Below are 15,117 nucleotides of genomic sequence, written 5' to 3'. Positions count from 1 at the left end.
TATGTCACTCCCGCGCAAACCGTTTCTGCCTGCTCCACAAGGCCGTCAGCAAGGCCTGCAAGGCTGGCCAGGGGTGGTTGGATGGATACAGGCAGCAAGTGGACACCCGGCCGTCGGAGGTTTCAATGCCGATATAGAGCCGCCGACCGTCGCGCAGATCGGCGCTGCGGTTGAACAGTCCCTCGTCGGAAAAGAACAGGATGTGCGAACAGCGTGCCTCGATCACGATGCTGTCTGCTCCCCTGGCTCCCATGGCTTCCTTTGCACTGCCCCCGAAGCAGGTGATCTCCTTGACCTCCTGCGGTTGCAGCAGGCCTTCGGCCACGTAGATTCTCCAGCGGGTCAGCGCCAGCGGGCGGGCGCTCAGGTTGTGCAGGTAGATCTTGTTGCCCAGGCAGGACCCGCTTGATCTGCCCAGCCTGGCCACAAGGCGCCGACGCAGGCGCCAGAGCCCGGCCAGCCTGATCATGGCCATGATGATGGAAATCGCTGCCACCCACGCTGCGAGGGTATGGAGGTCCATAGTGCTCCGTTCGGAAGATGCATCTTGTTATTCTGTTTCACGACATCGCCCTGCGTTGACCTGCAGGCCGGCATCGCCGTGAACGCCCTGTATCCCCTGTCCCCCCCTTTACCCGAGGCTCAGGTTCCCGTCCGATCCGGCTCCTTAAAGACGCCGAATTGTCGCTGCACATTATGGCGTCCCCTCCCGCGACGCGATGTAGCACCATGGTATGGGAAAGCGCCCCCCGTACGTCCCTGCGGCCAATGTGCATGCGTGCAAACTGACCCTGCCGACCGGTGCAGCAGTACCAGCGCGCCATTGCGAGCGGCCAGCAGCCCCCTTGGCGCTGGCGTCTTAACACCTTCGTATGATTAACGCCTCCACGCTTCATTGCTAATCTGCGCAGCATCAGGGCAGGTATCGGGCAGGCAGCGGTGGCACATCACCGATGGCCTTCTTTTTTCGTCCGCCACAAGCCTGTTCCGCTTTCTGCCACCTCGACCTTTGCAGGTCTCGAAAAGCGGTATCAAACCTGCCTGTCTTTTTTTGATTGAGGAGCCTGGCAATGGAAAAAATGGAACAGCATTTCCTGGTCGTCGACGATCTTTCCACCATCCGCCGCATGGTCATGGGCATATTAAAAGATCTGGAATACACCCGCATGGTCGATGCCGACGACGGCAGTTCGGCCTGGAAGATCCTGGAAGCAGGACAGGTGCCGGTGTCCTTTGTCATCACCGACTGGAACATGCCGACCATGGACGGGCTGGCCCTGCTGCGCAAGATTCGTGAAGAACCCCGGCTGGCCAAGCTGCCGGTGCTGATGATCACTTCCGAAGCCAGGAAGGAGAGCGTGGTCAGCGCCGCCGAGGCCGGTGCCGATGGCTACATCATCAAGCCCTTCAATGCCGCCACACTCAATGACAAGATCCAGAAGATCGTGGCCCGGCGCGCACAGATGGCGGCCTGAGCCCTAAGCTTCCACCACCCCCGGGTGGGCCGACAACTGCTCCATCAGCAGGTCGATGAAAGCCTTGACCTTGACCGACCCGCGGCGGTTGGCCGGATACATGGCATGGATGCCGACCTCCATGGCACCGGGGTTGGCTTCGTAGTCCTCCAGCAGGGGAACCAGACGACCGGCACGGATATCCTCGCCCACCAGCCAACGTGCCAGCATGACCACTCCACGGCCGCTCAAGGCCGCCTGCCTCAGCATCTCGGCATTGTTGGCGAAGAAATTGCCCTGCACGTTGATTTCCTCGATGTTGCCGTCGGCGTCGCCACGGCGACGAAAACGCCAGCCCCGGCGTGGCCCGTCGTAACTGAACTGGAGACAGGTATGCGCCAGCAGGTCGACCGGGCGCAGTACCGGGCCATGCTGGCCCAGATACTGCGGACTGGCGCAGATCACGCGCGCGTGCGTGGCCAGGCGGCGCGCGATCACGTTGGGCTGGTCACCCACCGCACCGATGCGCACGGCCACATCGATGGACTCGTCGATCATGTTGCTCACGCCATCGCTCAATTGCAGCTCCAGCTGCAGCAGCGGGTAGCGGCGATGCAGCTCGCGGCAGACCGGCGCCAGGTAGAGCGTGCTGAAGGTGACCGGCGCGGTGACCTTCAATACGCCCTGCGGCTCCTGCTCCAGGGCGGCTGCGGCGAGGTCGGCCGATTCCAGGCGCTGCAGGATATCCACCACCCGTTCATAGAAGTCGCGGCCGCCTTCGGTCAGGGTCACGCTGCGGGTGCTGCGCTGGAGCAGCTTGACCCCCAGCCGCTCTTCCAGCGCATCGACCAGCCTGAGCACGGACGACGGCGCCAGGTCCAACTGCCGTGCCGCCGCAGAAAACCCGGAAGTGTCGGCCACCGCCACAAATGCTTGCATTTCGGAAAATTTGTTCATGAGCACCTTTGCGTTTTGCGCAAGAGCCTTCGCTAATCCCGGCATATTATCAGCGCCGGGCCACAACGCTACAGTGGGCGCTCCTTACATCGCAATCCCATCGGGGCTCACCATGAACGCACTTCTCCAGCCACTCCGCATCGGCCCGCTGCACCTGTCCAACCGTATCGCCATGGCCCCGGTCACGCGCGCCAGGGCTGGCGCCAATGGCGTACCCACCGCGCTCAATGCGCACTACTACCGCCAGCGCGCCTCGGCCGGCCTGATCATCGCCGAAGCCACCAATGTCTCGCCGATGTCGGCCGCCTTCGAGGATGCGCCTGGCATCCATCATCCCGACCAGGTGGCCGGCTGGAAGGACGTGGCCAGTGCGGTGCACGAAGCCGGTGGCAAACTCTTCGTCCAGTTGTGGCATGGCGGCCGCATCAGCACCTATGCCCTGCTGGATGGCGCCGCACCACTCTCGCCGTCAGGGATGAACGACGACCTTGGCCTGCTGCAGGTCTATGGCGCCCTGCGCAACGGCTACTACACCCGCATCGCCGCCTCTCCTTCGCGGGCCATGAGCGTCGAGGAAATCCACGCCACCGTGCAGGAATTCCGCACCGCTGCGCGACATGCGGTACTGGCCGGCATCGACGGCGTGGAAATCCATGCCGCCAATGGCTACCTGCCGCAGCAGTTCCTGTCCTCCCACGTCAATCGACGGCAAGACCAGTTCGGCGGCAGCATCGAAAACCGCGCACGCTTCCTGCGCCTGATCATCGAAGCCGTGCTGCAGGAAATGCCGGCCGCGCAGGTCGGGGTAAGGCTCTCGCCCTTCGCGTTGTACAACAACGCCATCGATGCCGACGCGGATGGCCCTGGCGACAGCGATACCCGCGCCACCTATGCCTACGTCGCGCAAATGCTCAATGGCTACGGCATCGGCTATCTGCATGCGGCCGATACCAACGCCTGGAGCGGCAACAAGGACATGCCGCGGATACTGGAGATCCTGCGTCCGTATTTCAAGGGCGTGCTGATCGCCAACGGTGGCCTGTCCTTCGAGGAAGCCGAGCAGCTGGTGGTCGCCGGCCAGGCCGACATGGTGGCCTTCGGCCGCCAGTACATCGCCAATCCCGATCTGGCCGCACGCATTGCGCAGGGCGGGCCGTTCAACGAGCCAGACCCCTTCACCTTCTATGGTGGCGACGACATCGGCTACACCGATTACCCCGCCCTGAGCTGATCCGCGCCGCTGTAGCTGGCAGGCGCCGGTCTTCTCGCCGCCTGCGTCCAGCGTCGCCCCTTCCATCCTCGTCGGAGATGCCCCAATGAACCGCAACGCCCGCTGGCGCATGCAGAGCGCCCCGATTGTCCACACCATCGGCGCCACCGCCACCCACGCCGAGCAAGCGGCCCCCGCCGGTGCGGGCGGCAAGCTGCGCAAACCCAGGGGGCGCCCCTGGCTCAAGAAAATCAGCCGCAATGTGCGCGCCGCAAGGCTGGGGATTGCATCAGGTACGAGCTCGGGCGTGACTGAGGCTGGCGACCATGGCGCGCTGGCGCGGCTGCGGCTGTCCCTGCAGCAGGCCGACACGGCGCAACCGCATCTGGCGCTGGCACACGTACAAGATTGCCGGGGCTACCTGCGCGAGCTGATGCCGACCCTGCAGCAGCTGGGGCTGCGCCATCAGGGCAAGACCATCGAATTCCTCAACACCATCCTGACCCAGGCCCTGCACGACGTGGCCAGCATCATCGACGCCAGCATCGCGGCCGACCGCCGCCTGCTGGACCGCTACCGTAACTATGCCGAGCATATCTTCAACTACACGCCCAATGGCCTGTTGGTGATGGACGGACAATGCCGCATCCGCACCGCCAATCCGGTGATGCGGCGCATTCTCGGCCTGGGGGCCGATGTGCCGGTCGCCGGCATGGCCTTGCCGGCCGTGTTCAAGGTGCCGGCGCTGTACGCCGCAGCCGGCGAAGTGCTTGCCAGCGGCGTGCCACACCAGGGTATCAACCTGATCGACGACGAGGGCCATGAACGCTGCGGCCACTATCAGTTCGGACTCTCGCGCTTCGACGATGGCGATGAAGCACTCCTGCTGCTGGTGGCCCATGACATCGCCCGCGTGCTGGAAGCCAAGGCCGCCCTGGCCGACAGCGAAGAACGCTTTCGCCTGTCCTTCCACCAGGCGGCAGTAGGGCTGGTCCACTTCGATGCCGCCGGCCGTATCCTGCGCAGCAACCGCAAGCTGCAGCAGGTGCTGGGCTACGATGCCAACGAGATGCAGCGCCTGAACCTGTGCGACCTGGCCGACCCGGATGAGGAGTGTGACCACGACCACATGACGCAACGCATCCTCAACGGTGAAATCCAGGATTACGTCAGCGAAAAGCGCTACGTGCGCAAGGATGGACAGTCGATCTGGGGCCAGGTGACGGTATCGTCCATGCGCGAGAGCAATGGTGAAGTCCACTTCATTGCCGCCATCGAAGACATCACCGAGCGCAAGGCCACCGAGTACCGCATGCGCCATCTGGCCAACCACGACCACCTCACAGGCCTGCCCAACCGCAGCCTGATGATGGACCGCCTGGACCTGGCCATCGCCCAGGCCCGCCTGGCCTCTGCGCCGCTCTCGCCCTCCTCCTCACCCCGGCACACGCTGGCGGTGCTGTTCATCGACCTGGACCGCTTCAAGACCATCAACGACAGCCTCGGCCACGACATCGGCGACCAGGTCATCGTCGAAGTGGCGCACCGGCTGCTGGCCTGTGTGCGCCCCGGCGACACGGTGGCGCGCCTGGGTGGCGACGAATTCGTGGTGGTGCTGGCCAACGCCGGCCAGCAGCGGCACATCGCTGCCGTCGCCGACCGCATCCTCGAAGCCATCTGCCAGCCCATGCTGCTGAACGGTCATGAGCTGTTCCTCGGCGGCAGCATCGGCATCAGCCTGTATGACCGCGATGGCAGCGATAGCGCCACCCTGCTCAAGAATGCCGACACGGCGATGTATCAGGCCAAGCAGGGCGGCAAGCGCCGCTATGTCTTCTACGCCAACGAAATGAGCAAGGACGCCCTGCAGTTCCTGCGCATGGATGCCGCCCTGCGGCGCGCGCTGGAGCGCCGGGAATTCCATCTGGTATACCAGCCGCAGGTGAGCATCGCCAGTGGTCGCATCATCGGCTTCGAGGCCCTGCTGCGCTGGCAGCCGCCGGGCGAGGCGGTGATTGCCCCGGACCAGTTCATCGGTCTGGCCGAAGAGACCGGACTCATCGTCCAGATCGGCGAATGGGTGCTGGAAACCGCCTGTCGCCAGCTGGTCGCGTGGCAACGCGCCGGGCTTTGCCCGCAGGACATCAAGATGTCGGTCAATCTCTCGGCCACCCAGTTCCGGCAGGACGACATGGTCGCGACCGTGCAGCGCGTACTGGCCGCCACCCAGTGCCCGCCACACTGCCTGGTGCTGGAAATCACCGAGAGCGTCATCATGGATTCGCCCGAATCGACGGTGCAGATCCTCAATGCCCTGAGCGCCTTCGGCGTGCAGTTGGCGATCGACGATTTCGGTACCGGCTATTCCAGCCTCAGCTACCTGAAGCGCTTCCCCATCCATACCCTGAAGATCGACCGCAGCTTCATCCGCGATATCTCCATCGACGGCAACGATGCCGAGATCGTCAAGGCCGTCATCGCCCTGGCCCATGCCATGAACCGCAACATCGTGGCCGAAGGCGTGGAAGACAGCGTGCAGCTGGATTTCCTGCGCGACCACGGCTGCGACCAGGCCCAGGGCTACTTCTTCGGCAAAGGCATCGCACACGAGGAAGCCGCCGCCCTGCTGTCGCGCCAGCAGTTGCCGCTGCATAGCGTGCGCGTGGCCTGACCTTGCCAGCACCTGCTTGTCGCTTCCCCTCGTCCGCCCCCTTGCCCCTTGCAGGCCGACAGAACGGCCTGCCGCATCCACCCTTTCATCTCACAACGGGAGTAAATAATGGCCCTGCTGTCCTTTCAGAAAAAACTCTGGCTGCCCCTCATTGCCAGTCTCGGCTGCCTGTGCGCAGTGTCCCTGCTGCACATCGTGGAAGCACGCCACCAGCGCTACGAAGAGCGCCAGACCGATCTCGCCAACCTGGACAAGGCGGCGCTGAAGATCGTCGAAGGCTTCGCCGACCAGGTGCGCGCCGGCACCCTCGACAGCGCGGAAGCCAAGCGCCAGGCCAAGGCCGTGCTCAAGACCATCCGCTATGGCGAGGACGGCTACATCGCCATCCTGGGTATGGACGCCACCGCCATCCAGAACCCGGGACGACCGGAAAACGATGGCAAGGACATGAGCGCCTTCAAGGACCCGGCCGGCTTTCCGGTCTTCCTGGAGATAGCACGGCTGGCCGCCTCGCCGTCTGGCGAAGGCTTCATGCGCTACCTCTGGCTGCGTCCCGGCACCCAGGTGCCGTCCACCAAGCTGGCGCGCATCGTCAGCTACAAGCCCTGGGGCTGGGCCCTGGTGGCCGGGGTGTATGTGGATGACATCGAAGATGCCTTCTACGCATCGCTCAGGAAGAGCGGCGCCATCCTGGCGCTGGTGAGCCTGCTATTGGCCGGCATCGTGGTCGTGATCAACCGCAGCCTGAACCGCACCCTGGGCGGCAGCCCCGAGTACGCGGTGGCGGTTGCCATGCAGATCGCCGAACAGGACCTGAGCCGGCCGGTGCAACTGCGCGCGGACGACAACAGCAGCCTGTTGGCCGCCATGGCGCTGATGCAGGCCAGGCTGGCAGCCATGATCGCCGCCATCCGCAGCAGTGCCGAAACCATTGCCGCAGCCTCCTCGCAGATCGCCAGCGGCAACCTGGATCTGTCGGCCCGTACTGAAAGCCAGGCCGGCTCGCTGGAGGAGACGGCCGCCTCCATGGAACAGCTGACCCAGACCGTGGCCTCCAATGCCCAGCATGCGTTGCAGGCCAATCACCTCGCGCTGGCCACTTCCGAGCTGGCACAACGAGGGGGCGCCGCCATGCAGAAGGTGAGCCAGACCATGGACGCCATCAGCAGCAGCGCAGGCCGTATCGAGGCCATCATTTCCGCCATCGACGGCATCGCCTTCCAGACCAATATCCTGGCGCTCAATGCGGCCGTGGAAGCGGCCCGCGCCGGCGAACAGGGGCGCGGCTTCGCCGTGGTGGCCTCGGAGGTACGGGTACTGGCCCAGCGCAGCGCGGCCGCAGCCAAGGAGATCAAGAGCCTGATCGATGCGTCCTCGACCAGCATTGCTACCGGCGCCGGCATTGTCAGCGAAGCCGGCGGCACCATCAGCGAGGTGGTACAGAGCGTCAATGAAGTGGCATCCATGATCTCGGCCATCACCGCCTCCTCAAGCGAACAGCGCACCGGCATTGGTCACGTCAACGTGGCCATCACGGAAATGGATGGCGTCACCCAGCAGAACGCTGCCCTGGTGGAAGAAGCCGCCGCCTCGGCCGCCAGCCTGCGCGACCAGGCCGCCGCACTGGCCGAGATGGTCAGTCACTTCCAGTTGGGTGAGATGAGGCTGGCCAAGGATGATGCCGTTGCCGCGCTGTCGACCACCATCAGCACCACCTCAGAAGCCCATCAAGCCACCACGCGGGGGCGGCACCTGGCACTGGGTCAGGCCTGAGGTCTAGTCCTGAACCGGCGCCGCCGGCTGCGGCAATACCGGCAGCGCCGTGGCCAGGTGCTGTTCCAGCACGTCGATGAAGACCTTTACCTTCAGGGCGGTCTCGCGGTTGGAGGGATAGACGGCATAGATGCTGACGTCCATGGCACCGGGGTTGGCTTCGTAGGCGGGCAGCGCCCACACCAGCCGCCCGGCCTGGACGTCATCCATCACCAGCCACACCGGCAGCATGGCCACGCCATACCCGCCCAGGCAGGCCTGGCGCAGCATCTCGGAATTATTCACCGATAGCGATCCGCTCACCTCCACCGTCTGGATAGGCTCGGCTGGCGCGGCCGGCCCAGCGGGTGCCGCCAGCGGACGAAAGCGCCACTGGCGTGACTGGCTGGCATAGGAAAAGCTGAGGCAATCGTGCTGGCGCAGGTCGGCCGGAACCAGCGGCATGCCGACTGCCTTGAAGTACTCGGGACTGGCGCAGATGATGCGCCGCTGGTCGGCCAGCCAGCGCGTATGAAGCTCGGCTTGCGGCACCGGCTTGCCGATGCGGATGGCAACATCCACCGAATCTTCGGCCAGATCGCTGATGCCGTCACTCAGATCGAGATGCACGGCCAGCTTGGGATAGGTCTGCTGCAACTGGCACAGGGCCGGCGCCAGGTAGAGCGTGCTGAAGGTGACCGGTGCCGAAATCTTCAGCCGCCCCTGCGGCACGCCTTCCTGGGAAGCCAGGTTCTCGGCTTCCTCGATCTGTTCCAGGATGACCAGCACGCTCTCGTAGTACAGGCGCCCGCTGTCGGTGAGCGTCACCGTGCGGGTGGAGCGATTGAGCAGCCTGGCGCCCACGCGCCGCTCCAGCGCATCGATGAGACGCACCACCGATGAAGGTGCAATGCCCAGGTTGCGTGCAGCGGCCGAAAAGCCGCCGGTGCTGGCCACCACCGAGAATGCCTTGAGCTCTGAAAACCGGTCCATGATCGTTGCGCCATGTTCGTTGAAAACCCCGCTGCGATGCGGATCAGGCGCGCCCCCCGCTGGCATGGCGCCTGTTGTGGAGCCACATTGTACCGACCCGGAGGATCGGCAACAGCGGAAGATCGATAGCGACCGGGAAAGTCCCGCCATGCGGGACTAGGGCCTGTTCACATTTGATCTGCAAGATGCTTAGATTAAATTTGAACAGGCCCTGGCCCATCAGGGATGATGGAACAGCAGCAACTGGCCCGCTTCCACACCCTGGCGCAGCAACTGCTGGCCCAGGGCCACCTGGCGCGGTTCCCAGCGCGCCAGGGCAGCGTCGATGTCGTCCCGGCTGGCCTGCAGTGCATCGGCCAGGCTCAGCGCATTGGCGGCAGCCTTCAGGGTACTGGCTGCGGTATGCGGGCGTGGAATGGAGGCCGCATCGCCCAGGATCAGCACCCGACCGCTGACCATCTGTTCCACCGCCAGGTCGCGGATGGCCTGGACGAAGGGGGCATCGGTGGCCAGCACTGCATCACGGAAGGGCGGCGGCAACAGCTGCGGCGCTTCCTCGCGCAGGTGCTGGCGCCAGCGTGGGGCCAGCAGGCCTTCCGGCACCGAATAGGCGCGCTGGCGGCCATCGCGATCCAGCATCACCTGTTCCAGCATGGCCTCACTGGCCACGCGGTACCAGACCCAGTTGTAGAGACGCTGCTCGGGCCAGATGCTGTTGCCCTCCCCTGGTACCAGGTAACCCAGGATGTGCGAGCCGGTATGGTTGGCAAAGCCGAAGTCGCCATGCAGCACAGCGCGGGTGGTGGCCGGCATATCGGCCTCGGGCAGCAGCCCACGCCAGGCCAGGTAGCCGGCATAGCCGGGCCGCTGCGCCGGCCAGAATTGGCTGCGCACGCGGGAATCCCCGCCGTCGGCGCCGATCAGCAGGTCGCCGCTGGCGCGGCTGCCATCCTCGAAGCAGGCCGTCACGCGGGCGCTGTCCGGGTCCTGCTCCACATGCGACAGCACCCGGCCCTGATGGTAGTGCTCGCTGCCGAAGACCGACTTCAGCGTGCTATAGATCAGGGACCAGGAAGTCTGGGTCTGCGGCGCCGGTCGCCGTACCCGCACGCTGCCATCCTTGTCGAGAACGACGCGGTTGATCGAGGGCACGCCCAGTGCCTGGCGGCGGATATCGACGCCAATGCGGCGGAACACCTCCAGCACCTCCGGTTGCAACACAATGCCGCCGCCCCGGCTGTCGAGATCGCTGGCCGAGCGCTCGTAGATGTCAACGTCCCAGCCGATCTGGCGCAGCATGGTGCCGGCAAACAGACCGCCGAGCGAGCCACCGATGATGACGGCGTGTCGCGGGCGGGATGGCGATGGGGAGGAAACAGCGGAAGAGGAAGGCAAGGAAGTGGACACGATCTGACCCCGATATTGGACTGTCCCCACTATGCCCTGAGTGCCCATGGGTGGGAATGCATCCCGGATCGCAAGGCCTTTTGCGCTGGGCGCAATGGACAGGATCAGTACGCCGGCATGGCCGCTTCCCTGGTTCCGCCACGGACCTGGATCATCTGCGCCATGATGGAGATGGCAATCTCGTGCGGCGTGCGGCTGCCGATGTCCAGCCCGACCGGGCCGTGCAGCTTGGCGATCTGATCGGCATCGAGGTCCAGCTGCAGCAGACGTTCACGGCGCCGTGACTGGTTCAGCCGCGAGCCGATGGCGCCGATGTAGAAGGCGTCGGTCTTGAGCGCTTCCATCAGGGCCATGTCGTCCAGGCGCGGATCATGGGTCAGAGCCACCACGGCGCTGCGGTGGTCCAGCCGCATCTCCAGCACCAGATCATCGGGCATGGCATGCACCACCGCCACGCCCGGCAATGACCATGCCAACCGGTGTTCTTCACGCGGATCGCAGACGGTGACCTGGTAATCGAGGGCAGTGGCAATCTGGGCCAGGAACTGCGAGAGCTGGCCGGCGCCGATGATCAATAGCCGCAGCCGGGGGCCATGGAGTGTCGTCAGGCTATGCGTGTCGAGCTGCAACGGTGCGTCTTCGCCGGCGTCTTCCAGCAGGACCGTGCCACTGGCCAGGTCCAGTCGGCGTCGGGTCAGCACCCGGCGCTGCAGGCGCGCCAGCAAGGCGGCCATCTGGCTGTGCGGCCCCAGGGGTTCGACCAGCAGTTCCAACGTGCCGCCGCAAGGCAGCCCGAAGCGGTGCGCCTCATCGGCGGAAATGCCATAACTGAGCCGTTGCGGCGTACGCCGCGTCATGCCGTCAGCGCGGGCATGGGCGATCAGGTCATCCTCGATGCAACCGCCCGAGACTGAACCGACCACCACGCCATCGGCACGGATGGCCATGGTGGAGCCCGGTGGCCGGGGACTGGAGCCCCAGGTCCGCACCACCGTGACATATTCGCAGGCATGCCCCTGCTGCAACCATTGCACGCAGGCCTGCAAAACCTGCAGATCGATACTGTCCATGCCGCCGCGAATCAACCCGGGCAGGGCATACCGGCAGCCGACCACATCTCCAGCATCTGCACGAACTGCGCATGCGACATCGGCGGGATGGTCCGGTCGGCACCGGGCGACCAGGCCCACAGCACCAGTGGATCGGTCTTCATATGTTCGATGACCTGGGCACCGGTCTTGCGGTTGCCGTTGCGGGCCGGGTCACGCATCTGCTCGCATACGCCCTTCTTGTCCAGACCCTGCCAGCGCATGGAGAGCGGTGCCAGGTGCCAGTTGGGCGCGCCGGGGACCTTGCCCTGGGCAGTGTTGGTGGCCTGGTGGCAGGCCGCACATTGCAGCACGGCCGAGCCATGACCATCCTTGCCGCGCACCACCTGCTGGGCATGCAGCACGCCCATGTCTTTCTGGTGCGGAGCTTCGGCCTGGTGGCAGTTCAGGCAGCGCGGCGACATCACTACGCTGGCAATCGGTTCGAAGAGCGTTCCATCATCCCGGGCCGGCTTGCCCTTGCCTTGCGCCTGCGCCTGGGTGAGCGAACACAGGGCCAGCAGCATCACCATCAGTGCGCGCATCATGACTGCCCCGCCGCTTTGTGGATCGCCGCGCGGATGCGCGGATAGGTCCCGCAGCGGCAGATGTTGCCGGACATGGCCTGGTCGATGTCCTTGTCGCTAGGCTTGGGGATGGCGCGCAACAAGGCCACTGCCGCCATGATCTGGCCCGACTGGCAGTAACCGCATTGCGGCACGTCGATCTCGGCCCAGGCCGCCTGCACCCGCTGTCCCACCGGGGTGGCGCCGATGGCTTCGATGGTGGTGAGCTTCTTTCCCACCGCCGCCGAGGCCGGCATGACGCAGGCACGTGCCGGCTGGCCGTCGACATGCACGGTACAGGCGCCGCACAGGGCCGCACCGCACCCGTATTTGGTGCCGGCCATCTGCAGTTCATCGCGCAGTACCCACAACAGGGGCGTATCCGGCTCGGCCTCGACCTTGACCACCTTGCCGTTGATGTTCAGAGAAATCATGTGTGCTCCTGTCAGCTTGCTTGCAAGGCGGCCACGATGGGCAGCTTGCGGATTCGTGTTCCCGTGGCCGCATGCACGGCGTTGGCCAGTGCCGGCATGACACCGGAGGTACCTGGTTCGCCCATGCCGCCAGGGGCTTCCTGGCTGGCCACGATGTGGGTCTGGATACGCGGGGTCTCGAACATGCGCATGACGCGATAATCGTCGAAGTTGCCCTGCTCCACCTGGCCATTGCGCAGCGTGATGTTGCCCCACAATGCGCCGGACAGACCAAAGATCACCGCCCCTTCGACCTGGGCCTGCACGGTATCGGGATTGACCACCACGCCGCAGTCCAGCGCGCAGACCACGCGCTGCACCCTGACCTCGCCCTGCTCCACCTCGACATCGACCACCATGGCCATGTAGGTGCCGAAGGCGAACTGCACCGACAGGCCGCGTCCGGTCTTGCCTTCACGCGGACCGTGCCAGCCGGCCTCGCGGGCCGCCACCTCCAGCACCTTGCGAGCGCGCGGATTGTCCCCCAGCAGGGAGAGCCGGTACTGCAGCGGATCGATGCCGGCCGCAAAGGCCAGTTCGTCGATGAAGCTTTCCACCACGAAGACATTGTGGGTGGGCCCCACGCCGCGCCAGAAGGCAGTCGGCAACTGCGGTTCGTGGCGGGTGTAATCGACCTGGATGGCCGGGAAGGCATACGGCGGGCGCTCGGCGCCATCCAGGGTCTCCTCGTCATAGCCATTCTTGAAGGCCGGTGGCAGGAATCGCCCCAGCACCGACGAACCGGTCAGGTGATGGAACCAGGCCACTGGCTGGCCCTGGGCATCGATGCCGGCGCGCAGGCGGTCGAACCAGTAGGGGCGGTACATGTCGTGGCGGATATCGTCCTGGCGACTGTAGATCACCTTGACCGGGTGCTTGACCTGGGTGGCGATACGCACGGCACGCTCGACGCCGTCGATTTCGAGACGACGACCGAAGCCGCCACCCAGCAAGAAGTTGTGCACCGTCACGCGGTCCTGTGGCAGCCCGGTGACCTTGGCGGCCACAGCCCGCGCCAGCGTCATCACCTGGGTGCCGGTCCATACCTCGCAGTGGTCGGGGGTGACATGCACGGTACAGTTCATCGGCTCCATGGCGGCGTGCGCCAGGAAGGGTAATTCGTAGGTCGCCTCCAGCACCTTGGCCGCCCCGGCGATGCGAGCCTCGGGGTCCCCCTCGCTGCGCACGCGGGCGGCCGCGCTCTGGCTGGCGCGTCGCATGTCGGCAACGATGTCCTCGGTGGCCAGACTCGCATGCGAGCCGGCATGCCAGGTCGGACGAGCCGCCAGCAAACCCTTTTGCGCGGCGCCATAGTGGTCGGCGATGACCGCCACGCAGTCGTCCAGACGTACCACCTGGCGCACTCCGCGCACGCGCAATGCGGCCGCTTCGTCCACGCTGTCCAGGCGTCCTCCGATGGTGGGGGTGATGGCCAGTGCGGCTACCTTCATACCGGGCAGTTGCACGTCCATGCCGTAGCGGGCCGAACCATCCAGCTTGCCGGCAGTGTCCAGGCGACGGGCTGGCTTGCCGATCAGGCGAAAATCGGCCGGCTGCTTGAGCACGATGCTGGCCGGTGCAGGTAGCGGCATGGCAGCGGCCGCCTCGACCAGTTCACCGTAGCCCAGCTTGCGGCCACTGGCGGGATGCATCACGGTTCCACTGCGTGCCAGGCAGCTGGCGGGGTCGACCTGCCAGCGTTGCGCGGCCGCCTGCACCAGCAACATGCGGGCGGCGGCGCCGGCCTGGCGCATCGGCATCCACGCTGCGCGCATGGTGGTGGAACCACCGGTGACCTGGAAGCCCAGGGCCGGGTTCATGTAGCGCTTGTCATCGGCGCCGGCATGTTCCAGGACGACGTCGTTGAGATCGATCTCCAGTTCTTCGGCAATCAGCATGGGGACCGAGGTATAGGTCCCCTGCCCCATTTCCACATAAGGCATGGTCATGGTGACCCGGCCATCACTGGCGATGCGCAGTACGGCACTGGGCTCCCAGCTGCTACCGGTGTCCGCAGCGCCAGGCTTGGTACGGGCGTGCGCACCGGCCTGGGGCAACAGCACCCCCAGCATCAGGCCACCGCCGCCGGCAGCCAGGGTTTTGAGAAAAAGTCGACGGTCGGTCATGGGCGATCCTGGCGTGTCCATGCTGCAGCCATCCCTGTCACGGGAGTGCCACGTCAAGGCTGGTTGGAAAGAGTCCCGCGGACATCGGTCTCGGTCATCGATCAACGGTCATGACCTGGCCTGACACCCGTGGCGGAGAATGGACAGTCCGGGCAAGGAAGATGTGGCATACCACAGTGCGTTCTTGCGCTCGGGACCAGGCAAATTATACGGAGCCGACCATCCTGCAACAGTCAGGAAAGCATGCAAAACCGGCCATCAAGATGAGCTTGCATCGGCCACGGAAAGCGCCATGCCGATGGCAGGAATCACCGGTTTTCCTGTCCTTCGCAAGGTCCTGGCCGGTGCTATATTCAGCCGTCCCGCTCGCTCGTACCGGACGCGCGCTGCGTCTGAAGAGGCGGCGTTACTGTTGCTTGC

12 protein-coding genes are annotated in these 15,117 nt (G+C 65.2%); 4 read left to right on the top strand and 8 right to left on the bottom strand.

Annotated features, from left to right (window positions below; genetic code table 11):
- Nucleotides 1–4 precede the first annotated feature (4 nt).
- A complete protein-coding gene (locus ACEOAC_RS11340; RefSeq protein ID WP_006463038.1) occupies nt 5–523 on the bottom strand; it encodes a hypothetical protein in 519 nt (172 codons plus the stop codon).
- Between the two features lie 547 nt (nt 524–1,070).
- Between ACEOAC_RS11340 and ACEOAC_RS11335 the strand changes: the two genes are divergently transcribed.
- Nucleotides 1,071–1,475, top strand: a complete 405-nt coding sequence (locus ACEOAC_RS11335; protein WP_006463037.1) for a response regulator — start codon at nt 1,071–1,073, stop codon at nt 1,473–1,475.
- A gap of 3 nt (nt 1,476–1,478) precedes the next feature.
- On the opposite strand, the gene ACEOAC_RS11330 is transcribed toward ACEOAC_RS11335, so the two are convergent.
- Nucleotides 1,479–2,411, bottom strand: coding sequence for a LysR family transcriptional regulator (locus tag ACEOAC_RS11330; RefSeq protein WP_324876968.1), 933 nt, complete (start codon nt 2,409–2,411; stop codon nt 1,479–1,481).
- 112 nt (nt 2,412–2,523) lie between these two features.
- Here ACEOAC_RS11330 and ACEOAC_RS11325 point away from each other — a divergent pair, with 112 nt between their 5' ends.
- The 3 genes from ACEOAC_RS11325 to ACEOAC_RS11315 all read left to right on the top strand — a co-directional run bounded on the left by ACEOAC_RS11325 (nt 2,524) and on the right by ACEOAC_RS11315 (nt 8,065).
- Nucleotides 2,524–3,642, top strand: a complete 1,119-nt coding sequence (locus tag ACEOAC_RS11325; RefSeq protein ID WP_413444600.1) for an alkene reductase — start codon at nt 2,524–2,526, stop codon at nt 3,640–3,642.
- An 85-nt stretch (nt 3,643–3,727) separates the two neighbouring features.
- Nucleotides 3,728–6,292 carry a putative bifunctional diguanylate cyclase/phosphodiesterase gene (locus ACEOAC_RS11320; RefSeq protein ID WP_241811726.1) on the top strand — a complete coding sequence of 855 codons (2,565 nt, stop codon included), beginning with the start codon at nt 3,728–3,730 and terminating at the stop codon, nt 6,290–6,292.
- Nucleotides 6,293–6,400: 108 nt separating this feature from the next.
- The gene (locus ACEOAC_RS11315; protein WP_241811727.1) at nt 6,401–8,065 is read left to right on the top strand and encodes a methyl-accepting chemotaxis protein; all 1,665 of its coding nucleotides are present in this window, start codon (nt 6,401–6,403) and stop codon (nt 8,063–8,065) included.
- 3 nt (nt 8,066–8,068) lie between these two features.
- Here the strand turns inward: ACEOAC_RS11315 and ACEOAC_RS11310 are convergent, their stop codons facing one another.
- The 6 genes from ACEOAC_RS11310 to ACEOAC_RS11285 all read right to left on the bottom strand — a co-directional run bounded on the left by ACEOAC_RS11310 (nt 8,069) and on the right by ACEOAC_RS11285 (nt 14,697).
- Nucleotides 8,069–9,037, bottom strand: a complete 969-nt coding sequence (locus tag ACEOAC_RS11310; protein ID WP_241811728.1) for a LysR family transcriptional regulator — start codon at nt 9,035–9,037, stop codon at nt 8,069–8,071.
- A gap of 219 nt (nt 9,038–9,256) precedes the next feature.
- Nucleotides 9,257–10,444, bottom strand: coding sequence for an FAD binding domain-containing protein (locus ACEOAC_RS11305; protein WP_241811729.1), 1,188 nt, complete (start codon nt 10,442–10,444; stop codon nt 9,257–9,259).
- Between the two features lie 104 nt (nt 10,445–10,548).
- Nucleotides 10,549–11,514: an XdhC family protein gene (locus ACEOAC_RS11300; protein WP_039875143.1), complete on the bottom strand. Its 966-nt coding sequence runs from the start codon at nt 11,512–11,514 to the stop codon at nt 10,549–10,551.
- Nucleotides 11,515–11,525: 11 nt separating this feature from the next.
- Nucleotides 11,526–12,080, bottom strand: coding sequence for a hypothetical protein (locus tag ACEOAC_RS11295; protein WP_077235239.1), 555 nt, complete (start codon nt 12,078–12,080; stop codon nt 11,526–11,528).
- Nucleotides 12,077–12,532, bottom strand: coding sequence for a (2Fe-2S)-binding protein (locus ACEOAC_RS11290; protein ID WP_006463028.1), 456 nt, complete (start codon nt 12,530–12,532; stop codon nt 12,077–12,079). The genes ACEOAC_RS11295 and ACEOAC_RS11290 overlap by 4 nt, the downstream gene beginning before the upstream one ends.
- An 11-nt stretch (nt 12,533–12,543) precedes the next feature.
- Nucleotides 12,544–14,697, bottom strand: a complete 2,154-nt coding sequence (locus ACEOAC_RS11285; protein WP_413628848.1) for a molybdopterin cofactor-binding domain-containing protein — start codon at nt 14,695–14,697, stop codon at nt 12,544–12,546.
- Nucleotides 14,698–15,117: the final 420 nt, after the last annotated feature.

The organism is Herbaspirillum frisingense, assembly GCF_047325095.1.
GTDB classification, from domain to species: Bacteria; Pseudomonadota; Gammaproteobacteria; order Burkholderiales; family Burkholderiaceae_D; genus Herbaspirillum; species Herbaspirillum frisingense.
The sequence above is the reverse complement of the archived record's forward strand: the minus strand, read 5'-3'. Positions and strand labels throughout refer to the sequence as shown.

Coding starts and splice junctions, on each gene's coding strand:
- ACEOAC_RS11340 (WP_006463038.1), bottom strand. CDS start 523: ATGGACCTCCATACCCTCGCAGCGTGGGTGGCAGCGATTTCCATCATC.
- ACEOAC_RS11335 (WP_006463037.1), top strand. CDS start 1,071: ATGGAAAAAATGGAACAGCATTTCCTGGTCGTCGACGATCTTTCCACC.
- ACEOAC_RS11330 (WP_324876968.1), bottom strand. CDS start 2,411: ATGAACAAATTTTCCGAAATGCAAGCATTTGTGGCGGTGGCCGACACT.
- ACEOAC_RS11325 (WP_413444600.1), top strand. CDS start 2,524: ATGAACGCACTTCTCCAGCCACTCCGCATCGGCCCGCTGCACCTGTCC.
- ACEOAC_RS11320 (WP_241811726.1), top strand. CDS start 3,728: ATGAACCGCAACGCCCGCTGGCGCATGCAGAGCGCCCCGATTGTCCAC.
- ACEOAC_RS11315 (WP_241811727.1), top strand. CDS start 6,401: ATGGCCCTGCTGTCCTTTCAGAAAAAACTCTGGCTGCCCCTCATTGCC.
- ACEOAC_RS11310 (WP_241811728.1), bottom strand. CDS start 9,037: ATGGACCGGTTTTCAGAGCTCAAGGCATTCTCGGTGGTGGCCAGCACC.
- ACEOAC_RS11300 (WP_039875143.1), bottom strand. CDS start 11,514: ATGGACAGTATCGATCTGCAGGTTTTGCAGGCCTGCGTGCAATGGTTG.
- ACEOAC_RS11295 (WP_077235239.1), bottom strand. CDS start 12,080: ATGATGCGCGCACTGATGGTGATGCTGCTGGCCCTGTGTTCGCTCACC.
- ACEOAC_RS11290 (WP_006463028.1), bottom strand. CDS start 12,532: ATGATTTCTCTGAACATCAACGGCAAGGTGGTCAAGGTCGAGGCCGAG.
- ACEOAC_RS11285 (WP_413628848.1), bottom strand. CDS start 14,697: ATGACCGACCGTCGACTTTTTCTCAAAACCCTGGCTGCCGGCGGCGGT.